Annotated in this window: 18 protein-coding genes and 1 pseudogene; 9 read left to right on the top strand and 10 right to left on the bottom strand. The window is 53.6% G+C overall.

Features of this window, described 5'->3' with window-relative positions:
- Positions 1-83: 83 nt before the first annotated feature.
- From ACR0NW_RS21575 to ACR0NW_RS21555, 5 genes are read left to right on the top strand one after another with little or no spacing between them, the layout of a single operon-like run.
- The gene (locus ACR0NW_RS21575; RefSeq protein WP_480766931.1) at positions 84-1,103 is read left to right on the top strand and encodes a glycosyltransferase family 2 protein; all 1,020 of its coding nucleotides are present in this window, start codon (positions 84-86) and stop codon (positions 1,101-1,103) included.
- 15 nt (positions 1,104-1,118) lie between these two features.
- Entirely contained in the window at positions 1,119-1,502 is a 384-nt protein-coding gene (locus ACR0NW_RS21570; RefSeq protein ID WP_480732079.1) for a GtrA family protein, read from the top strand.
- A complete protein-coding gene (locus ACR0NW_RS21565; protein ID WP_480791915.1) occupies positions 1,502-2,833 on the top strand; it encodes a glycosyltransferase family 87 protein in 1,332 nt (443 codons plus the stop codon). Before ACR0NW_RS21570 ends, ACR0NW_RS21565 begins: the two co-directional genes overlap by 1 nt.
- A complete protein-coding gene (locus ACR0NW_RS21560; RefSeq protein WP_480791914.1) occupies positions 2,830-4,230 on the top strand; it encodes an SDR family oxidoreductase in 1,401 nt (466 codons plus the stop codon). The genes ACR0NW_RS21565 and ACR0NW_RS21560 overlap by 4 nt, the downstream gene beginning before the upstream one ends.
- 1 nt (position 4,231) lies before the next feature.
- Entirely contained in the window at positions 4,232-5,854 is a 1,623-nt protein-coding gene (locus tag ACR0NW_RS21555; protein WP_480791913.1) for a GMC oxidoreductase, read from the top strand.
- 29 nt (positions 5,855-5,883) lie between these two features.
- Here the strand turns inward: ACR0NW_RS21555 and ACR0NW_RS21550 are convergent, their stop codons facing one another.
- Positions 5,884-6,438 carry a GNAT family N-acetyltransferase gene (locus tag ACR0NW_RS21550; RefSeq protein WP_480791912.1) on the bottom strand — a complete coding sequence of 185 codons (555 nt, stop codon included), beginning with the start codon at positions 6,436-6,438 and terminating at the stop codon, positions 5,884-5,886.
- Between the two features lie 818 nt (positions 6,439-7,256).
- On the opposite strand from ACR0NW_RS21550, the gene ACR0NW_RS21545 reads away from it, so the two are divergent.
- From ACR0NW_RS21545 to ACR0NW_RS21530, 4 genes are read left to right on the top strand one after another with little or no spacing between them, the layout of a single operon-like run.
- Positions 7,257-8,219, top strand: coding sequence for a UbiA prenyltransferase family protein (locus ACR0NW_RS21545; RefSeq protein WP_170656544.1), 963 nt, complete (start codon positions 7,257-7,259; stop codon positions 8,217-8,219).
- A gap of 27 nt (positions 8,220-8,246) precedes the next feature.
- Positions 8,247-8,615 (top strand): EamA family transporter, encoded by a 369-nt coding sequence (locus ACR0NW_RS21540; protein WP_170656542.1) that lies wholly within the window; start codon positions 8,247-8,249, stop codon positions 8,613-8,615.
- A gap of 25 nt (positions 8,616-8,640) precedes the next feature.
- A complete protein-coding gene (locus ACR0NW_RS21535; RefSeq protein WP_480791911.1) occupies positions 8,641-9,636 on the top strand; it encodes an NAD-dependent epimerase/dehydratase family protein in 996 nt (331 codons plus the stop codon).
- 3 nt (positions 9,637-9,639) lie between these two features.
- Positions 9,640-10,920, top strand: coding sequence for a glycosyltransferase family 87 protein (locus ACR0NW_RS21530; protein WP_480791910.1), 1,281 nt, complete (start codon positions 9,640-9,642; stop codon positions 10,918-10,920).
- Between the two features lie 16 nt (positions 10,921-10,936).
- Here ACR0NW_RS21530 and ACR0NW_RS21525 read toward each other — a convergent pair whose 3' ends face one another.
- From ACR0NW_RS21525 to ACR0NW_RS21485, 9 genes and pseudogenes are all read right to left on the bottom strand, one after another.
- Positions 10,937-11,920, bottom strand: coding sequence for an acyltransferase family protein (locus ACR0NW_RS21525; RefSeq protein WP_480791909.1), 984 nt, complete (start codon positions 11,918-11,920; stop codon positions 10,937-10,939).
- Between the two features lie 64 nt (positions 11,921-11,984).
- Entirely contained in the window at positions 11,985-13,109 is a 1,125-nt protein-coding gene (locus ACR0NW_RS21520; RefSeq protein ID WP_480791908.1) for an NAD(P)/FAD-dependent oxidoreductase, read from the bottom strand.
- A gap of 7 nt (positions 13,110-13,116) precedes the next feature.
- Positions 13,117-13,917 (bottom strand): glycosyltransferase family 2 protein, encoded by an 801-nt coding sequence (locus tag ACR0NW_RS21515; RefSeq protein ID WP_480791907.1) that lies wholly within the window; start codon positions 13,915-13,917, stop codon positions 13,117-13,119.
- Entirely contained in the window at positions 13,914-14,810 is an 897-nt protein-coding gene (locus ACR0NW_RS21510) for a sugar phosphate isomerase/epimerase family protein (RefSeq protein ID WP_480791906.1), read from the bottom strand. Before ACR0NW_RS21510 ends, ACR0NW_RS21515 begins: the two co-directional genes overlap by 4 nt.
- Positions 14,726-15,487 (bottom strand): NAD-dependent epimerase/dehydratase family protein, encoded by a 762-nt coding sequence (locus ACR0NW_RS21505; RefSeq protein ID WP_480791905.1) that lies wholly within the window; start codon positions 15,485-15,487, stop codon positions 14,726-14,728. Before ACR0NW_RS21505 ends, ACR0NW_RS21510 begins: the two co-directional genes overlap by 85 nt.
- Before the next feature lie 2 nt (positions 15,488-15,489).
- The gene (locus ACR0NW_RS21500; protein ID WP_480766940.1) at positions 15,490-16,527 is read right to left on the bottom strand and encodes a hypothetical protein; all 1,038 of its coding nucleotides are present in this window, start codon (positions 16,525-16,527) and stop codon (positions 15,490-15,492) included.
- A 110-nt stretch (positions 16,528-16,637) separates the two neighbouring features.
- Positions 16,638-18,716 (bottom strand): glycosyltransferase family 39 protein, encoded by a 2,079-nt coding sequence (locus ACR0NW_RS21495; protein WP_480791904.1) that lies wholly within the window; start codon positions 18,714-18,716, stop codon positions 16,638-16,640.
- Positions 18,717-19,007: 291 nt separating this feature from the next.
- A complete protein-coding gene (locus ACR0NW_RS21490) occupies positions 19,008-19,853 on the bottom strand; it encodes a class I SAM-dependent methyltransferase (protein WP_480791903.1) in 846 nt (281 codons plus the stop codon).
- A 434-nt stretch (positions 19,854-20,287) separates the two neighbouring features.
- Positions 20,288-20,976 (bottom strand): annotated as a pseudogene (locus tag ACR0NW_RS21485) (hypothetical protein); the annotation flags it as partial.

The raw sequence follows: 20,976 nt of genomic DNA, 5'->3' as shown, positions 1-20,976 counted from the left end.
TCTTGCAACACAGGGCTGACAATTTTTTGATTTTTGCGGTTATGCTTTAGGATAGGGCTCTAATTTTTGGGTTTCATTGTGCGATGAGTACACCATTTTTATCCGTTGTCGTTCCCTGTTTCGACGAAGAGGAGTCGCTGCCCGAGTTGGTGCGCCGCGTTATCGCCGTGAGCACCGAAGCCGCTGGGGAAAACTTCGAAATCATTCTTGTTGATGACGGATCACGCGACAGGACGCGCTCTCTGATCCGCAAATTCAGTGATGAAAACCCCGCTATTGTAGGAGTTTTCCTATCCCGGAACTTTGGACATCAACTGGCTTTGACCGCGGGTTTGCAGATATGCCGGGGCCAGCGCATTCTGATCCTGGACGCAGATCTTCAGGATCCGCCCGAACTGCTTCCCGATATGATGCAATTGATGGATGATGGGGCCGATGTCGTTTATGGCAAGCGGACAGAGCGGCAGGGCGAAACCCAGGTGAAACGCTTTACTGCCCATCTTTTTTATCGTTTTCTCAACTTGTTGATAGACATTGATATCCCCCCCGACACCGGGGATTTCCGTCTTCTCAGCCGCCGGGCGCTGACTGCGCTGAACGAAATGCCCGAACAGCACAGATTCATTCGGGGGATGGTAAGCTGGGTCGGTTTCAGACAAGTGCCGCTGGAATATGCCCGCGCCGCCCGCTTTGCGGGTGACACGAAATACCCGGTCCGAAAGATGTTTAGCTTTGCCATGGACGCGATTGCCGGGTTTTCCATCCTGCCATTGCGCCTTTCGATCTATCTTGGGTTCGTCTGTGCGCTGCTGGGGATCGTGTTCCTCGCTTATACTGCGTACAGCTATCTGACAGGTATCGCCATTCAGGGTTGGACAACGCTGATGTCTGTCGTCCTGATCCTCGGCAGCGGGCAACTTCTGGTTCTGGGCGTAATCGGCGAATATCTTGGCCGACTGTATATTCAATCAAAAAAGCGCCCTCTGTTCATCGTGGAAGAGATCGTCAGACGAGGAGATCACTCGGAAACCGCCCAGGATACCAGCCCCAAAGACCTGAACCCGCCAGAGGGGATTGGATCCCCCAGGCACGCAGCACAATAAGTCAGGCAGATCGGTATGTCAGTCAGAAGCGTTGTTACATTTGTTGTGACAGGCGGGGTCGTCACAGGCGTTCATATTGCAGTCGGCCTGCTTGCACATCACCTCGGCGGCCTTGAGCCTTTTACCGCCAACCTCGTGGCCTATTCGGTCGCATTCTTCGTTTCCTACTTTGGTCACCGAAATTACTCTTTCCGATCGCCCGGGCGCATTCAGCGTTCCATGCCGAAATTCTTTGTCATTTCAGCCATTAATCTGGTCCTGAACCAGGTTATCGTTTTCACCGTTTCGGATGTTCTGGGTCAGCCATACTGGGCTTCTCTGGCTGTGATGGTCGCGATCGTACCGACTTTTACATATGTCATGAGCAAGGCCTGGGCGTTTAGTGATGGTGATTTCTGATGGATGAATTTGAGGGCATGACCGAACCGATGGAAATTACGCCCGCCACAAAATCATCCAGGCCACCTGCGCGCGGTCTTTTTCCGCGGTCCGTCATCCTGTGCCTTTCATTTCTCCTTTGCGGTCTGGCGACTGCGTATCTGCTGTTCAAGATCGTGCAGATTGCGGATACGCCCGGATTCGATTTCCGGTACATCTGGCTGGCAGGCGATATGTGGCTCGATGGCATAAACCCGTATGACCCCGCTTACGAAGCGACCGGTGCTGCCAAGATCAATACAGGGCATATACCGATCATGTGGGTCTACCCGCCGACATGGTGGGCTTTTGCCACGCCTTTTGGAGCGCTTGGCCTGCATGCAGCAAATGTCGCCTGGAATATCTGCGGAATTGTCCTTGTCATCGCCATCTGCGGCCTGGCGGTCCGCTCCTTTTCGGCCGCATTTCCTGCACGCAGCCAAGCCATGGAAGAGCGCCTGGGAGGGTTGTTTTTCCTTCCTGTCTTCAGCGTACTGTTCTTTCTCATGGCAATTCTGGAAGCGACCGCAATCCTGTTTTCCGTGGGCCAGACGACCCTGATCATCGGGTTTGGGATTGCCCTCATGCTCTGGGGCCGGGTCAACAAAAGCCTCTTTCCGGAAGCTGTGGGGTTGATGCTGGTTATGCTCAAGCCTCAGATCGGGGCGCCGTTTGCAATACTGCTTCTGCTGCTCGACCCGCGTTCGCGCAAGGTGGTTGCGATCGCTTTCGTGCTCTCGGTTCTTCTCATGGTTCCATCACTGGTTGTGGCACCCGGTTCTATCTTTGGTTTCCTCAGCAACCTTGGGGCTTATGACGGGTTTACGGCCGCCAACCTGCCGCAATCGATGACGGGTATCCGGCTGGTTGTGTGGGAGCTTGCGGGTATCGATGTCGGAAATCCCATGGCAAGCGTGATCACTCTTGCCATTGTGCTGCTGCTTTGTATCGGGCCTGCCCGCATCGTACGGGCAACGAACGATGATGTCCGAGCCTGGCAGATTTTCGGACTGACAAGCGCGGTCATTGTCGCAGTGGCACCGCTGCATATTTATGACTTCGTACTGATCGCCGTTCCGCTTGCTCTGCTCTTTCGCGGAGGGTGGGCAAGTTCGGTACTGGCGGTATGCGGATCGCTGCTGATCTGGCGTTCGGAAAATCTGGCCGGGATCTGGGCTTTCCACGCACCGGAGGTTGAAATCTTTCCAGGCTCGCGCCTGGCGACAATCGGCGCTTTGTTGTTCCTGTTGGCGGTGGTCAACGTTGTCCTGCGGCTGAACCGGCAAGACACTGGCCGGATGGCTTCACCATGACACGCACGATCTTTTTCACCGGAGCAACAGGTTTTCTGGGTCAGCGCGTCCTGCCTGCGCTGATCGCGCAAGGATGGCATTTACGCGTCCTTGTACGCGATGCCGACCGGGCAAAAGATTTGCCGGACGAAGTGGAAATATGCGTTGGGGATCTGACGGACCCATCCAGCTATCATGGGGCGCTCGACGGGGTTGAAACAGTTCTGCATCTTGGGGCGCTGACCGGTAAGGCGTCAAAACAGGAACATGAGCGGATAAACCGGCAAGCGACGAAACAGCTGATCACCTCTTGCGTGGAACAGGGCGTCAGGCAATTCCTGTTTGTCAGCTCTATCGCGGCGGGATACGCCGACAAGTCCTTTTACCCCTATGCCGAAGCCAAGGCGCGGGCCGAGCAGGATCTTGTTGCCTCGGGCCTGCACTATACGATCCTGCGGCCTACGCTGATCCTGGGGCGGGGATCACCCATCTCGGATGCATTGGATACGCTGGCCGGATTGCCTGTTGTCCCTCTGCCGCAAAAAGGCGGTCCCGTCAGTGTTCAGCCGGTTGCCGTTGAAGACGTGACGCGCGGGATCGTCGAGGTTCTGAAACGCAACGCCTTCGACAGGGAAATTCTGGATTTCGGTGGCCCTGACGTGGTGTCGATGAAGGAACTTCTGCGCACAATTGCCCAGCTGCATTTTGGTCGCGAACCGCGCGTGATGAAGTTGCCGCTTCGGCTGGTGCAATGGCCACTGGCAATGCTGGAGCCACTTGCGCGCGCAGTCATGCCCGCCACTGCGGGGCAATTTGCGGTTTTCGGCAACGACTCCACAATAGCGGAAAACTGGCTGGTGACGGCGTTGCAGCCGCAGATGACAAGGCTGCGTGACCAGATCGGTTCGGCTTCTCAGAACGATGACATGGGGGACGACGGAAATGCTGTCCCTCATGGGCCTGAGACATCGCCGGCCGACGCCCGAACCGAGGCCAAGACGCTGTGCAGGCATATGACGGGAAAAGAGCCGGGCGATGCCGCGGTCAGGCATTATGCAAACGCCCTGAATGAGCTCGGCATGGGGTGCGAAGGCGGCCGGTTTGACCAGCTGACATTGTCGCTTGCACGGCGGGGCGGGATTGGCCTTTGGCTTGCGGACGGGTTTTGCGGTCTGCTTCATCGGCACGGCACATTGCGGCGGCGGCAGGTTCTCTGCGCCGCAATTCTCGAAAATGAACCCGGTACGTACCAGTCGTTTGACGGATCGCCTGATATCGGGGCCGTTCGGGCGTTTCTGCGCCTTGCATGGGTCGGAACCGTATCCGTGACGGCGTTATTGGCCGGAACGGTCGTTCTTCTTCCATTGCGCTTTTGGCTGGGCCGGACGCGCCCGACTTCATCAGGCAGTTCACAATAAGATGCACGTCGTCGTTGTCGGATCAGGCCCCAGCGGAGTGCATTTCGCCCTGACCGCGATTGAGCGCGGGCATCGCGTAACGCTTGTTGATGTCGGAAAAACCGGGAGGGAAATTCCACTTCCACAGGCCGGGTTTTCAGATCTCAAAACCACGCATCCCGATCCGGTACGCTATTTCCTGGGTGAACATTACAGAGCTGTCAGCCTGCCCGCGCATACCGCCGATGAGGACGACGAATATTACGGTCTGCCCGCCTCCAAGGACTACGTCTTTGAGCACCCGGATCTTTTCAGGATGCGAACGCATGGCATTTCGTCACTTGTTTCTTTCGCGGCCGGAGGGTTGGCCGAATGCTGGACCGGTGGCGCATACGCTTTCAACGATGACGATCTGAACCGTTTCGGCTTTGGCTATGATCATATGGCGCCGTACTATGCGAAGGTTGCAGAACGGGTCGGCATTGGTGGAGCTGCCGATGATCTGGCGCAATGGTATCCCGTTCACGACGGGCTACTTGAACCTGTCTCGCTGGATCGAAGCAGCGCTGCCCTGATCCGGAAATACCGGGACCGGCGCACCAGACTTGCAGGCAAGCATCCGGGCATTCGTCTGGGCCGGTCGCGCCAGGCCGCCCTGTCAGGCCGCCTTGAGGATCGCGGCGGATGTACCGAATGCGGCCGATGCCTGTGGGGCTGTCCCAATGGCGCCTTCTATACGCCTTCTCTGACACTGACCGCCCTGAAGACACATCCCCGTTTCACCTATGCTCCGGGACGGTTCGCCAGCCATTTCGTAACAGCGGGTTCGAAGAACCTGGAAAGTCTGGTTACCTATACCGCCGAAGGCGCCACTGAAGAGATCAGAGGAGAGTCTTTCGTGCTTGCGGCAGGCACGATCAACAGTTCCAACCTGTTCCTCAGGACGATCTTCAAGGCCAGTGGTGAAATCGTGAAACTGCCCGGCCTGATGGACAATCAGCAGGTACTGGCCCCGTTCCTGAACCTGTCCATGTTCGGTCGCCCCTATGATCCGTCATCATATCAGTATCATCAGCTGGCAATCGGCATGGAAACCGATAGTGCGGCAAAATTCGTGCACGGGCAGGTGACGACAATGACAACCGGCAGCGCCCACCCTGTGATTGCGCAGATCCCCTTGGGAATGAGCGCCGGGCGCAAGATTTTCACGACGCTCAGATCGGCTCTGGGGGTCGTGAACCTCAACTTCGATGACACACGCCGGGATGGAAACCATGTGACCCTGGACCCGGGACAAGATGCCGGTGGATGGCCTGCGTTGTCACTGAAATATACATCCCCGGATGGTCAGGATCGGGAAATCAACGACGCCCTGTCGCGGTTGAAGCGGTTCATGCGTGATCTCGGAGCGCCCCTGGTTCCCGGAATGACCCAGATCCGCCGCCCCGGAGCCAGCGTGCATTATTCGGGAACACTGCCAATTTCCCCCGCAGGCGGTGAATTTACCGTTACGCAAAATTGCCGGTCAAATGACTTCGAAAACCTGTTTGTTGTTGACGGTTCGGTCTTTCCGGCGCTTCCGTCCAAGAACCTAACGTTCACGCTGATGGCAAATGCGACAAGGGTCGCGACAGAGGCTTTCTAGCGCTGCCACTTACTCTTCCTGTTGGCAGGTTACCCTTCCAGTCGGCGGATCGAGGGCGGTGTCTCCTGACGCCAGCGGGTCGTACCATTCCGTCGATGCAGCCCTTTTCCGATTGGCAAGAAACCCGTTGAAAGGATGCCACGTTCGGACGACAGGTTGCTGTCGCTGCAATCGATATAGATCCGCGTAAAACCCTCATCTGCAAGCGCCCGGCATACATGTTTGAGGATCGCCACATAATACCCCCGGCCCCGCGCGTCGGGCGTGGTAAAGCAATGCGAGACCAAAGCGCAACGCTCTGTCATCGGAAAGAAGTAGACATTTACATTCTGCCCGGGCCTTGTCTGGGCAATGGTGACAGGTTTTTCGTTGGCAAATCCGATCCAGACCGCCATGCCCTCATCCATGTGTTTTCGAACGTCCCAGTGAATCTTGTCCTGATTGGCCGCCAGAAACGCTTTGCTGTCCTCATCCAGTTCCGGCCAGCTTTCAAAGCACCGGATCGCCAGCGGCGGCGCCGACGAGATGTCGATTCCCCGCGCCTTGTCATCGCTCATCGCAAAAAGCAGCCGATACTGACCCACAAGACGATCCCTGAGAAGGGACCATATTGTTCTGAACCCGCCAACAATGCCGTCGCGGCGAAAAGATCGTAAAATGAGATTGAGGCGGTGATAGGATGCCATCAGCCGCGACCGCCCTGTCTTCCTTTGCTTTTCAGCCGACCGTCAGAGTTTCGCCGGTTTCTCAAATTTGTTCTCCTCAACAACTTCAATCGCCCGAACAACCGGGCAACCCCCTCACTACTAAAGACAGCAATCGATTTTCATACCTGGATCAAGGTTATATTCACGGACGGCCAGACTATCCCTGCGATTGAACACCACAAACTGACCACCTGAGGTGTTTTATCAATCCCACCCCACTAAGTGGCAAAATGCAATTCATACTATACCCCAGCCAACCCCGGACAGAGGTTCCCTGCTGCGATATCAATCCGCTTCAGGCCTGAAACCAATTGTGAATCCTTTTGTAGGCAGGGCCCAGTATCATGTATAATCAGAAAGCAGGGCCTTCCCGTAATTTCATTCGGTCATTCAAAGGAGTTAAGCCGTAAAGACAGCTAATACATAGAAGCCGAACAAGTAGCCATTGAACATAGCCAGAGTCCGGAAAACGTTTTGCGACGGTCCGCTTTTTCATTCAAGTGCGCTCCAACGATAGTTTTTGAGATGGGCGATGCACAGGTGTCCGCCACTCAATCGTCACGACACGCGCTGTCAGGAAAATAGCCGAAGCCGAACGCAGGCCCAATACCCCGCGGGAGCGGCGAGCCACATGCGCCAGTTCGCCTAAAGCCCGGTCCGATCTCTGCCCTACAAGTTGTGAAGGGTAATAATTAATGAGTTCGATTGTACAAAAAGGGACATTGCGGGATTATATTTCAATCGCCCGCCCAGACCACTGGGGCAAGAATGTATTCATGCTGCCAGGCGCGGCGCTGGCCTTTGCCATCGACAAGCAGGCCAGTCTTGCCGATTTGATAAATCTCCTGATCGGGTTGATCGCAACCTGCCTCATCGCATCGGCCAACTACACGATCAACGAATATCTCGACGGGCGCTTCGACCGGTTTCATCCGACCAAATCCGCCCGGCCATCGGCTCAGGGGCGGCTGCGACCTCAACTCGTGGCAGTGCAGTATGTATTGCTGACGGCAGCCGGGCTGGGATTGGCAAGCCTGCTCAACCCGGTCTTCTTCTACGCCGCGCTGCTCCTGCTGGTGATGGGGCTGATCTATAATGTCGAACCGGTGCGATCGAAGGACAAGGCCTATGTGGATGTCCTAACTGAGTCCTTCAACAACCCGATCCGGCTGGTTCTTGGCTGGTCGGCAATCACCACGATCGTTCTGCCGCCATCCAGTATGCTCATCGCCTACTGGATGGGCGGTGCCTATCTGATGGCGATTAAACGCTATGCGGAATATCGGATGATCGGCGATCCCGAACGCGCGGGGCGCTATCGCCGGTCATTTGCCCACTACACCGAAGAAAGCCTGTTCCTGTCGGCCTTCTTCTATGCACTGACCTCCAGCTTTTTCCTTGGCATTTTCCTGATCAAATACAAGATCGAGTTCCTGATTACCTTCCCGTTCTTCGCGCTTCTCTTCGTGTGGTATCAGCGCATCGCCAACGCCATGGACAGCCCCACGATGAGTCCGGAAAAGCTGTATCAGCAACCCCGGTTCATGGCCTACGTGATCTTTCTCTGCCTGCTGGTGGGTGTACTCTTTTTCGTCGAAGTGCCACCTATCCAGTATTTGATGGATCACAGTGTCATTCGGGATGTACGCATCCAGTAGCGATTATCAGAGGCCGGAGTTTACAATATGTCCAAGTTTTTTATCTTCATCATTGTTACGGTGTGTTTGAATGCCACCTCGCAGCTTTTGATGAAGGCGGGTATGAACAAGGTCGGTCAGGCCGAATTCTCGACTTCAAGGATCAGCGCGATGGCGCTGGACGCGATCACCAATCCACTGATCATCTTCGGCCTTGTCACCATGACCATCTCGATGGGGACCCATCTGCTGGCATTGTCGCGCTTCGATGTCAGCTTTGCCTTTCCCTTCATCAGCCTCGCCTACGTGATTGTCGCAGTCTGGGGTTATTTCTTTTTGGGCGAGGATGTGAACGCAACCCGGCTGGTGGGAATTGCGACGATCATCCTCGGCACAATCATAGTCGCACGCAGCTAATTTCGCAGGACCCGGATTTTCAGACATGAGGCATATTATCATCGGCGGAAACGGATTTGTCGGGCGTGAAACCGTCACCCAAATCATTGAAGGCGGACGAGATGAGGCGGTCGTCGTCGATCTGCCCGCTTCCTTTGCCGCTACTCCCCCGGTCAACCATCCGCGCATCAGCGTGCATTCCGCAGATGTTTCGGAACCGGGGGCACTCGATCCGATCACGCTCAGGCCCGATGATGTGGTTCATCATATGGCCACGCAGCTGATCACGCCCAACAAGCCGCGCTTTGGGCGTGACGCATTCTTTCGCAAATGTGCGGTGGACGGCACCGCCGAAATTCTCGCCTGGATGAAACGCAATGCCAACCGCAATCTGGTCTTCTGGAGTACCGATATGGTTTACGGCCCGGTGCTGGAGCAACCCAGGACCGAGGCCCATCCGAAACTTCCCTTCGGACCTTATGGGCGCTCAAAAGTAGCCGCCGAAGAGATCATCGCGACTGCGGTGGCCGCCGGCGATGTCACGGCCACGATCTTTCGTCCCCGACTGATCCTGGGCTCTGGCCGGTTGGGCATCTTCGAGCTTCTCTTCAAGGCCGTGGATGCGGGCCGACCGATCCCGCTCATTGGATCGGGACACAATCGCTTTCAGTTTGTCGCCGTACACGACAGCGCCACAGCCACGCTGTTGGCCGCCGAGCAAAACTGTCCAAACGGGGTCTATAACCTGGGCACCGACAATTCACCCAGTTCCTATGACCTGCTGGACCGCTTCCTCAAGGAAACCGGATCCTCCTCTCGGCTAATCCGCACGCCGGGCTGGCTTGTCAAAGGCGTCCTGCGGACACTCAATCTGTTCAAGATCGCGCCGATGGATCCCGAACAGTACGAGATTGCCGATCTGGAAGTCGCGCTTGATACCACGGCGGTTAAACGCGACCTGGGCTGGCGCCCCACCAGTACCGACAATGAACTACTGCTGGCCGCCTATCAGGCCTACTCCAAACACGACAGAGCGAGTTGAGCCTTGGATACGCTGTCAAAACGGACAATACGCATAGCTGGCTGGGCAGCGATCCTGGCAATCCTTGCCGCGACCATTCACGGTATTCTCGTGCATCGCGGGCTGGGACTAGATTTTGCCAATTTCTACGACGCCGGCCGCAAGGCGCGAGCCGGAGAGTTCGGCGGTCTTTATGATCCGTTCGCAACTATCGCGGGTGAGCCACCCTTCGGCAACATGACGTTTTTCAGCCTGCCGCTCACCAGCTATTTCTACTGGCCTCTGGCGCTGATGGGGCCCGTCAATGCCGTGATCGTCTTTAAGATATTTTCGGCGGGATCGATTTTTGCCGGGTTAGGAATTCTTTACCGGCACTACCTGAACTGCGTCGGGCAGAATGACCGGGACCGCGCACTGTATTTTGCGCTTTTCTGGATTGCTGCAATGTTCTTTCAGCCATTCTGGACCGTCTTCCAGATCGGAGGCCAGACAACCCCGTTCCTGTTCCTGCTCTTTATTTTGGGCCTCATCGTCTATGAGCGCGAACACTACGTCACGGCCGCAGCGCTGATGGCGCTGATCGTCTGCATCAAACCCGCCTTTGGCCCTGGCGCAGCATTGTTGTTTCTGTTCGCTCCGGCCCGGTTCCGGATTACCGCGCTGGTTTTGGCCGCCGCCACCTTTACAGCCTCTATGCTTATCCTCGGCTGGTCGCCGCATCAGGCGTTTCTGGAGCTGATGCGGGCGGAAAGCGCCCAGGTGCCGCATCCATCCTACAACAGCAACATGTTCGCCTGGCTGGAACCCCTCCTGCTTCCAGCACACCACTACACCTCTGGCGAACCCTTGCCACCTTTCCTCCGTCTTTTAGGCATCATCCTGCGATTGGCAGTGATCGCAATTCTGGCATGGGGTGCAATCCGGCTGCGGCGCACCGAGGGCAACACCAGAGCGACACGAAATCATGTCTTCATAATCTGCATGCTGGCTTCGCTCGTCTATTCACCGGTTGTCTGGGGGCATTACCTGATGATGTTCTTCATTCCTCTGGCGCACCTCATTGCGTTTCGGCGGGAATTCCCTCTGATTGCGTGGCTTTTGGTCGTCGCGGCAGTTCTTGTTGCGCCAATCCAAAATCTTTTGATCCTCAACCAGGTTCTGAAACTGCCTTTTGCCAACGCCGACTGGTTTCCGTTGTACATTGCGGGCGCACGCAGCCTGTCGATGCTGCTTTTGATGATAGTGATGATCCTGTTCGCTCGCGCTTGGACGGCCACCTATCGCGACCACTCCTGGCGACTCTAGGCGTTCAGTCCCGGCATCAATGAGCTCTGGCACGAAGGAAAAAGCGCTTCATCACAAGTGTCATCGGCTTTTCGACAAAAGAGAACATCAGGCATCCCGCTAAAACGCTGCAAACCAGACACATCAATGAGAGGATATCGGAATTGATGGGCAGCAAGACAACAGAAGATACTTTGTAGAATGCGGGAATGGTCAGTATCTGGACAAGATACACACTGTAAGACGCATCCCCCAGATAAGTCAGAAACCTGTTTTTGATTTGCTTTGTGAACAGCAATCCGAAAACAATAAGAAAAGACGGGATACCCCAAATAATCACGCGATTAGATTGATTGAAATCTGTATCACCCAACAAAGAAAGAGACAAAAGCGCAAATCCGATCAGGAATATTGCAAACCCTGATTTTTCCCCCACCTTAAATCCATTGTTATAAATATACGCAATCGCCATGCCAAAAATAAATTCCATGGAAATAAAGTCACCGGAAATAGTGGAAACGGCCATCAAAACGCAGGTTACCAGCAAGAAAATATGGCCCCATGACTTAATCAGCAATGACAAGCCAAAAATCAGATAAAACAGCATCTCCCATTCCAGCGTCCATCCCACATACACAATCGGAGGGCCGCCGGTCAAAAGCAGTGAGGTAAATGTGAATGATGACAGGATCGTCAATGGGGACATTTCCATCGACCTGAAAACCCCCGGAGCAGAAAAATATATTGTAATAACAAATAGTGTAATCAGCCAGTATATCGGGACAATACGCAAGACACGAGATTCAAGAAACTCACCTACACTTCGCCGCCTTTGCATTTGCGTGTGCAGCATGACGAAACCCGATATCACAAAAAATATATCGACACCATTTGCACCCCACCCGGACAGAAAATGCAGAAGATCAGTCCCCTGCCCGTATGCCGAAGAGGTTTTTATGACATGGAGAAAAACCACGTTAATAGCAGCAAAGGCCCGTAATACTTGAATATTGTTGATCATTTAACTTTCAAGAAACCCTGCCAATTACTACCCCGCAAACACTACCATCCGATCAGATTTTCGCCTACCCAAAAACCCAGTCAGTGTTTGCATCATGGAACATCCGCGAGACATTCGGCAGTGCTGCAAACAAGTCATATATATTGTCTATCTTGCCCCCAAGCACTGAATATAATCCCGGCACTGAGTGGTGCGCGTGCAAAAAAATCGGCCGGCCATCATCAAACTCATTCATTTCCAGCACGGATTTGGTGGTGAACAAAGATTTTTTCAGTTGGACATCCTTCATCAAAGGAAGGTATCGCTCGGAATCCTTGACCATGTGGCGCCACCTGGAGCGCGGCTGAATCTTCTCTGGCGTGCTGGAAATCACCCCATCATCGTACCGCCATGAAAAATGAGGCGTGTATCGAACGTGGGTAAGGGAATAGCAGCCCTCGGCAGGAAACGGCATGACTGAAAAGAACGGGCCATCCATTACAGTTACACCGAGTTGAGACAGTTCTTCGGGTGTTTCAATCAAGACCACCTCGGTCAGCTCATTTTTGGCCTTCATCGCGTCATGCGGGGCGGGGCGCCCCAGATGATTGAGGCGTGCATAAGTGGCATTGAAAGCGGCATCTGCGAAATGAGTCTGGCCATCTGCCAATGTGATCTGCAGTCCGCCACCTTCTGCTGGCTGGGCAGAAACAACTTCTGCTCCTCTGCGAATGTCGATTTGCGCTTTAAGCATGCGCTCCTCAACGATGTCCCTTAACTTGAAAGCGTCGAATGCAAATTCATCACACTGGAACACATCCTCGATCATGTCGTTTGCAAAAAGCGCCTTTTGTGCCGGAGAGGCCGGGCGGATTGGTGTGCCCATATGACTGAACATCTGAAAGAATCTTGCGGCGCTGGTATTGGAGTTTCGCCGGGAAATTGCATATAGCATCTGAAAATCTTCGACGATCGCATCACTGAAATCGTTCATGAAGCGGCGATAAAGTATGGTAGATCGCTTGGCGGTGGCAAAGCTTCTTGGATAGTGGAACCCGACGTGGACACGAGCCTGATTCACAAATGAAGCCTGCGTGAAAAGCTCCGTTTCACGTTCAAACAGCGTTACATTCTTCGACAGACTTCGAAGATAAAGCGCAATGCAAGCGCCATAAAACCCTCCACCTATTACTATGAAACGCGGGCTCATGCGCACCTCAATTCCTAGGGTGGTACTGGCGCGTCAAAGTGCGCCAAAGAACAACCAACAGATCCCGGTACCCTTTGACGCTTGAGATCTTCGTGGGAACTTTCTGACCTTTTGGATAGCTTCGGGTGGTCGGAATCTCTTTGACATTCATATCAAGCTGAGAGGCGCGCACAGAAAGATATGCCAACAGCTCATAGTCTTGAAACACATCGCGAAACGGGGCTACGCGCGGGTCCGTCAAGTATCTCCGGCTGTAGGCGCGGAACCCCTGAGTTGTGTCGGTCAGCCAGTGACGGGCCGCCAAAGACAAAACCGGCGCATGAATTAGCCTGATTGCCATCAACCGCAATATGGGGGTGTTTATTCCCTTGCCCTGCCTGAGAAACCTGGACGCCTGCGCATAATCAACCCCGCCATCGAGGGCCGCAGAAAATTCCGGAATACTCTCGACCGAGTCTTTGTCGTTTCCGTCAATGGTAATGATGCCCTCATACCCTTCCAGCAAGGCCCATGCGTATGCCATGCGTAGCTGTGCCGACAGTTTCCCCGCTGCAGTCTTGGTCAGCAGCGCACGCATCCCCAATTCGGCCAGCATCTTTTCGTCGGTTGAGCCATCCGTCGAGCCGCCATCGGCCAACACGGTGTCGTATTCAGCCAGCAGGCCCGATGCCTGCATCTTTCCCAGCTGCGCATGGATGCGCTCTCCTTCGTTTATGACCGGGATAATCACGACGTACCGGCTTTTTCTGGGACCAAACAGCACTGTCTGGTGTTCAGGTATCTCCCAGTCTGAATGCAGCTTGGTCATGATTGAGCCAACCAATATTGCGCAAGTTCAGCACAGCGCGAAATGACAGCGCCAGTGTCTTTTTCAGGTCGGCGCATTTCAACGGTCGCTATCCCGGAATACCCTGCGCTCTGAACAGCAGCCAGCACACGGCCCGGAAACGGATCCTTCTCGTCGAGAGGGGCAAGATGAGGTCGGCTAAGATGCAAATGCCGGATCAGGTGCGCGTGTTTGGCGATCTCGCTCTCGGTGTCTCCCGCCATTGCCATGTTACCCGTGTCTACAACGAGGCCCACAGCGGGGTGATCGACCTGCCTCACGACCTCGGCAGCCTCCTCAAGATTGACCATGAAATCGCAACCATAGTCCAACGCATTGGCTTCAATGCAGAATACTGTGCCGGCATGCGCAGCAATTTCACCTACTTCGCGAAAAACAGGGACTGCCAAAGCGCATGCTTCGGAGAAGCTGAATTGCCCTTTAAGCCTGTTCTTCGGAGATCCGAAAACCAGCGGACCGGCTCCCAATCCGCTGGCAAAACCAATAATTTGCCTAAGATAGTCCGTCAGTTCCCGCCTTTGATCATCGGTGCCGAACAAATGCAGATCATGGCGACCGTAAAGCAAGGCCTGCATACTGCGTATCGGCAATCCGGCGGCAGCCCAATGTTCCCGTAAACTCTGAATTTCCCGGGGAGTTGCAGCCAAAGGTGCGTGGTGCAAGCGAGCCGGGGCGACCTCGATGGCTGCGATCCCCGTTTTCGTAAGAACATCCGAAACTAATGCATCTTCATCCACATTCCAGGCAATATTTGAGAACGCAAGCTGCATTAAGTTTTCCAATCCCGGGAAAAATCCCGAATCCGGCCGAGTGTTTCCATTGAATTTTCCAGATACACCCCGGACCGGCCCCACAGCGCCGCATATGCAGTCTGCATGTCGTACCGGACCGGCTCACCAGACGTCATTTCCCGGACTTTTTCACCAGTGATGCATTCAAAAACTTCCGCCACCGAAACCGGCTCTGTCGCGATGTTTATCAAGGGGTGCCCGGACGACAAAATAGTCGCCATGTCACTACGGAGACGCCTCAGATCGTAAAACTGAAATGTGGACTTCGCATGCAATCCGGAAACATCCCGGTTTTCCAGCAAATCAAATATCAGGTTCTTTTTAAGACCTCTCCCAAACAGCCCCGGCAAGCGTATGATAACCGCCTTTTCCCCAAATCTGTCTTTGACAAACTCTTCAACCCGGTACCTGTGAAGCCCGTAAGGATGTAACCCATCCGTCGATATCGCGCTGTTTTCATTCACGTTTTCCGCATTCTTGTATACGTCCACCGTAGAAATCAAAACGAAACGCTCTGCCTCGACATCCGCCAGAACATTCAGAAGATTTTCAATCCCCTCCCAATCTTCCTTCGGATTCTTATTTGACCACCATTTAACGGCCTGAACTCCGGCGCAAAAAACCTCGGAAAAATGCTTTCCTCGTGCCTCATGAATATTTTTTGAGTTGTACCGGGCATCAATTTCATTCCCGTCAATATTTGAACCCACAAATCCGGAGTAACCAATGAGTGCCCGCATCTTTATTTTCCGTTATCCACGATTTCGATATTGAGGTTGGATGCCTGCGCAAATAAATCCGAATTGTTTATTTCCAGTGCAGGCGTCTCCCCCACCCGGGACTGGGAGGATCGAAGCAATCGCAGCATGCCAATCGACATCGCCGCCAGAACGCCAAAATTGGCTGCAAACAATACGGACAGGACCAATGACAAAGAGGTCCACCCGGCGGAAACGTCATCCAGCAACACCCAGACGAACAATGCATAGATCGTGTAGGACAGGCTGAACAGGCAGAGAACCATGGTGAACAGCGCAACGCCGACCAGCAATCTGGGTGCTGCTGTTGAAACAAGATAGGCAACTATTTGTGTCTTTCGCCTTAGCGCATCAAGACGCCGGAGATCATGATCCTCCGAGGTTGAAATGCGCGCCTCACGGAATTGGTCACTGAGCGTCACCAGGCGGAAATATCGAAAGAGTCCGCCCCCCTCAGTGATACGGGCGGCGGCCGACCGGCTAAGGCAGAGTGCCCGCAACACATCGGTTTCTATCTGCCTGCCCAGAAACGCAAACAGAGAGAGTTGAATGCATTTCAGTATCATACGGCTTGGGAAATAGCCTTTGGTTACCGGCGAAACCGATTTCACGATCTCAAAATTTCCGTTTAGGCATTCGTCAAGAAGCGTTTCTATGGACTGGATGGAGACCGACTGCGTTGCGTCGCAATAGATAATATCTCCTATAGACAGAGAGAGACCCTGGTAAATCAATTCATCATACTGGTGCCTGTTCTGAAAAACTATGCAGCGCAAGTTCTCCACACCGCTCACATTCTCTTTGATTTTTCTCAACCAGGCGGCACCCGGCGCGGCGGCCAAAAGCAGGATTTCTGCGAATTCAAATTTTCGCACGATATAATCGGACACCATTTTGAGAGCTGAAATATCCTCAGTGGCATTTCCTTCGGAAATCAATATGAACGAGACCAGATTCTCTTTTTGCGCAATAAAAATATCGGAAGCTTTGGCTGTCGATCGGGGGTGGAACTCAGGAGTCATTTTCGTTCTCCACAGGTTCTGTCAGCAGGGCGGGAAACACTCTTTTTCCTGGCGTCCCCTCCAGTTGAACAGAAATTCTCTCTGTCTGACTACCGTGCATGTTAAGCCTCCTAATAGGGACTTGGAAATCCGAGATCTTCATGAGTTACATGCAAGACCGGTCGGTCGGGAAATGCGGACATGACTGCCTGGTTGCTGTCCTCTCCCAGATCTTTGGCAAACACTGGCCGGTCGGGAGAAAGAAACGGGTCGTTCAAAAATATTGCCGAACCGTGATTACCTACACCTTCGGAATAAAATACAAGCGGAGCCGGTTCGTTGTTTGCCGAGGTCAACTGCAGATTTCGAAAGTGCCCATGGTACCCGCGATGGTGATGGTACCGCGTTGCCCCGCGATAGCTCAGGAAGACGGTCGCGCTAACAAGAGACAATATGACCACGCACCAAAGCAGCCCCGTTCCGCCATTGTCGATTTCAAATTGCTTCAACCGTTCTGAAATCTCCTGCAGCCCACGAACTGTGAAATACACAAGAGGCAAGAGCCCGACATACCAGTATCTGGGGCCAATAAAGTAACTACCAGAAAACCAATAGAAAAAGTAGGCCGTGAAAACTGCTGTCAAAAGTACGGCCATCGCATAATCCGCGCGGGCCGGCCGACTCCATATCCAAAAAAACCAAAAGAAGGCTAATGATCCAATACCCCAGCCGAACAAATCGGTATGCAAAGAGTTGAAGTTGTTCAGCGTGTTGATTGATGCCTCGTAAACTGAATGACCTGGCGTAATCAGTTCCATTTCCCCAAAACCAGAGGGCGGTCCGATCTCTGGCCCAAACCCAAGCCGGTTCGCAAACCCTTCCCTGACCCAGGTTTGTTCAAAATACTCTGCCATTGGCGCCGCCAGCGGATCACCTGTCATCAAGTAATTGTATGGAAACACTAACCCCCCGATGAGTGCGCACCCCGCACAATAGGGTAAAAGCACGGTCAGGTAGCGCGCGCGTCCGAGCCCGGCAATCAGAACAATCCCCGTGGAAATCCCCACAGCCAGCCCATCAAGAGGCCGGGTCAGAAAGACCCACCCCATGGAAGCACCCGCGCAAAGCGCAAGAAGCCAGGACATTCCAGCGGCACGCCGATACGCACTTAACAGCAAGCGCCATGCAAGTAACACCAGAACACAGACAATCGGATGTGTCATCAGGCTTGCCGACATGGCGATAACCCACGGCGAAGTTGCAACCAGAAAACTACTCAACCGGGCGTAGCGGTCTTCGAACAGCTCACTGGCTATCGCATACGTCAACATAACTAGGACTGCGCCCATCAACGGATTTATCAGCCACGGAATCCCAGCCAACACACCAACCGAGAGCACCGCTGGCCAACCCGGAGCCAACACGGAAAACCATCGGCCGTCATGTGATGAAATCTGGAAATGATCGAAGGCTGGCCTGACTTCCGGTGGCAGCGCCTCGACCCAAAGAGCGCCGCCGGCATAGGTCTGCGCCTGAAACATATACGATACTTCGTCGGAAACATGCGCGATCCTCTCAAACGAAAACCAACACAAAACAGCGCTTGCAAAAAATGTGAACAGCGCTTGCAAACGGACATCCAGCAAATAGTCCAGAAGGCGCAGGTTGCGATTGCCGGGCAGGCAAACGGCGATTGCGCATATCGTCGTGAAATTCGCCACCAATACCAATGAGTACAGTCCGATCTGCACAAAATATTCCTGTAACTCCCCCAGCCTCAGAAAGTTCAGAATCGAGACAGAGAATCCGGCGCTCAACAAGACAAAGACCGTTAGCCGAATTATCCCCAGGCTTGACAGAATCCTGCCGATTTTCGCCTCACCATAATGGCGCGAAACAATCACCCAGGAACCAAGCAGTTGCATCGCGATCAGAATATACATCGCGAGTTGAACCGGGGACTGAGGGGGGAAAATCAGCTCGTTGTACCAAAGTGGAACAGAAACATAGAGTTGGGCAGAGTTCCCCAACAACAGCAGGAAAACCGAAAGCGCGAATGCCATTGTGGTCTGAATCAGCAAGACACCAAAAACTAATAAAGACACTCCGACACTTGCCAGAAACCACTCTCTGAGGTTCCCGCCGAACAATTCAGTAATGAATACAATGCCTAAAAATGCCACGCCAATCGCCATCAGCGCGGCACCCATATTTTTCCGAGCCCGCCCTGGCGGATTGTTTGAAACACAGGAAGTTGAAAAAAATCTAAACAACCGACGTATCACTTTTACACACACTCAAAACCTTAGCACTAATTCTCCGATATCCTAAGTTCAGTTTCTAAAAGCCCTTTGAGACTGGCTGCGCGATTTTCTTTTCCGCCTCCAACTCGACCACCGGCCTCTTGCCGTGCACAACGGGAACGACCGAAGAATCGGCCAGCCCGGGACTCGGTCCACAAACGTGTCATGAGCTGACCAGACGACACACTTGGCCTCCGGTCAAAAATATCCCTTCAGCTTGCGGGCGCGCTTCATGTTGGAAGGGAGCGATATGACAGCCCTCGCCAGTCTGGCCAGTGACCGCATTCCCGGAATCACCTTGAGCGCGGCCATGCCCTTTGATGCTTTCAACAAGTTTTCGTAGGCTTGATTATCCGCATGTCTGTAATCTTTTGCCTGTAGATCCTTCCCGCCGTTACCCGTCGGAACGGATACAACGGCGGTTGCTTTCCTGTTCACTTCGAACACAACAAAGGATTCGAAAAACCGAATTCCCCAAACCCTCTTTTCAGAGGAATCTGATATTATCTGGGAAAACCGATGGTTGATGCGATCAACCATATTCATGGCATATTTGATGAATGACCGGTGCTTGAGCCCGAAACCTTCCATATACGATGTGTGGGTATCTTCGACCACAAGCAGCCCACCGTCCTTGATATGCGGCAACAGACATTCGGTGGTGACGATTTGCTGTTCGTAGGTATGTCCCCCATCATCCAGAACGATATCGATGTCACCGACTTCCTTTGCGATCTTTTCCAGAAAGGCGGGATCACTTTGGCTGCCTATGTAAATTTCAAAGCCTTCTTCCTCCCAACGCTTCGCGTCAGGGTTCAGTTCAACACCAATTATTCGCGCCTCAGGCCCGAAGAACTCACGCCACATGAACAAAGAGCCGCCACTCAGCACCCCGATTTCAATGAATGTGATATTCTTCCCTGCGTAAGGAGCAAAAAGCGTATCGTAAACGTCAAAGTAAGTTGAATGTTTGCTGCTGCTATACGGGCTGTTCATATACGCTTGATAGCTTTTTGAGTGCATTGGCATTCCCTCAGAATTCATTTCAGACATCCCGTAATTGAAATCGAAAAGCGAGGCTGTTTCCCATACCTCAGTTCGTGTGAGTGTTGGTGCGCGATCATGTTACGATACAAACTATCTTTCTCAATCTATCATCAGGCCACGACACGTTAGTGGCGCGCCGCTGTTGCACGGACCTGAAATTGGTCGCCCGTACACCGGAGAGATTGCCTCAATATGTCAGGTTTGAAAAGTTTCCGGTCGCCATCAAGTTTCAGTTTGAACCCTGTTATTAAGAGTGGGCGCGCCTGTTTGATCGGCTTTTCAGGTAAATGAGAACAGCACATTAAGAACGCTTGCACCAAGGTTTGCAGCTGACAACGCGCTTGGCCAGAAAAAGCATGGGCGGGTTCCGAAGCCCGGAACCCGCCCATGTCGCGGTGATCAATCACCTGTTTTTTTGACTATTTTCGCCGTTATGCGAACAAATCGTAGTACTGATCCAGCGACCCATCAACGAACTGCACTGCATCTTCGATTGCAAAAGCGTCGACGCTGTCACCAAGGAACCAACCCTTTTCCCGACCACCAACGAAGTCGAAATCCGTTTCGGTTTCATCAAGCACCAGAACGCCGTCGACCGATACCTGAAGGCGATCAGATTCCTGATCAACCATCAGGGTCACCTGATGAGTTTCGCCGTCGTTCAGGCCAATATCCTTGATCTTGAACCCATCGCGGAACCCGCCATCGTTGTTGTCGACCTTAGCGACCAGATCGCCTTTTCTGTTCACCTTGAGACCGAAGTTCGAGGGATTCCAGGCAAGCCGTTCAGCACCGGTATCACCTTCGTCCCGAGCAACCGCGACCGAGAAGCAAATCTGCCCGGAATTCTGATATTCCTCGAGCAAGCCAATGCGTCCGCGACCATCCTGTTCGCTTATGTCGATCAGATTACCGGGAAGGGCCGCAACTGGCTCCTGTTCTTCTTCACCGGTATCGGGCCGCTGCTCTTCACCGGTATCGGGCTGCTGCTCTTCACCGGTATCGGGCCGCTGCTCTTCACCGGTATCGGGCTGCTGCTCTTCACCGGTATCGGGCTGCTGCTCTTCACCGGTATCGGGCTGCTGCTCTTCACCGGTATCGGGCTGCTGCTCTTCACCGG

The organism is Ruegeria sp. CF5 (assembly GCF_056537325.1).
This window is presented reverse-complemented; position numbering and strand designations above follow the sequence as displayed.

Excerpts from the sequence above, each read along its gene's own strand:
- ACR0NW_RS21575 (WP_480766931.1), top strand. The coding sequence starts at position 84 with ATGAGTACACCATTTTTATCCGTTGTCGTTCCCTGTTTCGACGAAGAG.
- ACR0NW_RS21570 (WP_480732079.1), top strand. The coding sequence starts at position 1,119 with ATGTCAGTCAGAAGCGTTGTTACATTTGTTGTGACAGGCGGGGTCGTC.
- ACR0NW_RS21565 (WP_480791915.1), top strand. The coding sequence starts at position 1,502 with ATGGATGAATTTGAGGGCATGACCGAACCGATGGAAATTACGCCCGCC.
- ACR0NW_RS21560 (WP_480791914.1), top strand. The coding sequence starts at position 2,830 with ATGACACGCACGATCTTTTTCACCGGAGCAACAGGTTTTCTGGGTCAG.
- ACR0NW_RS21555 (WP_480791913.1), top strand. The coding sequence starts at position 4,232 with ATGCACGTCGTCGTTGTCGGATCAGGCCCCAGCGGAGTGCATTTCGCC.
- ACR0NW_RS21545 (WP_170656544.1), top strand. The coding sequence starts at position 7,257 with ATGAGTTCGATTGTACAAAAAGGGACATTGCGGGATTATATTTCAATC.
- ACR0NW_RS21540 (WP_170656542.1), top strand. The coding sequence starts at position 8,247 with ATGTCCAAGTTTTTTATCTTCATCATTGTTACGGTGTGTTTGAATGCC.
- ACR0NW_RS21535 (WP_480791911.1), top strand. The coding sequence starts at position 8,641 with ATGAGGCATATTATCATCGGCGGAAACGGATTTGTCGGGCGTGAAACC.
- ACR0NW_RS21525 (WP_480791909.1), bottom strand. The coding sequence starts at position 11,920 with ATGATCAACAATATTCAAGTATTACGGGCCTTTGCTGCTATTAACGTG.
- ACR0NW_RS21520 (WP_480791908.1), bottom strand. The coding sequence starts at position 13,109 with ATGAGCCCGCGTTTCATAGTAATAGGTGGAGGGTTTTATGGCGCTTGC.
- ACR0NW_RS21515 (WP_480791907.1), bottom strand. The coding sequence starts at position 13,917 with ATGACCAAGCTGCATTCAGACTGGGAGATACCTGAACACCAGACAGTG.
- ACR0NW_RS21505 (WP_480791905.1), bottom strand. The coding sequence starts at position 15,487 with ATGCGGGCACTCATTGGTTACTCCGGATTTGTGGGTTCAAATATTGAC.
- ACR0NW_RS21500 (WP_480766940.1), bottom strand. The coding sequence starts at position 16,527 with ATGACTCCTGAGTTCCACCCCCGATCGACAGCCAAAGCTTCCGATATT.
- ACR0NW_RS21495 (WP_480791904.1), bottom strand. The coding sequence starts at position 18,716 with ATGGGTGCCGCGCTGATGGCGATTGGCGTGGCATTTTTAGGCATTGTA.
- ACR0NW_RS21490 (WP_480791903.1), bottom strand. The coding sequence starts at position 19,853 with ATGAATTCTGAGGGAATGCCAATGCACTCAAAAAGCTATCAAGCGTAT.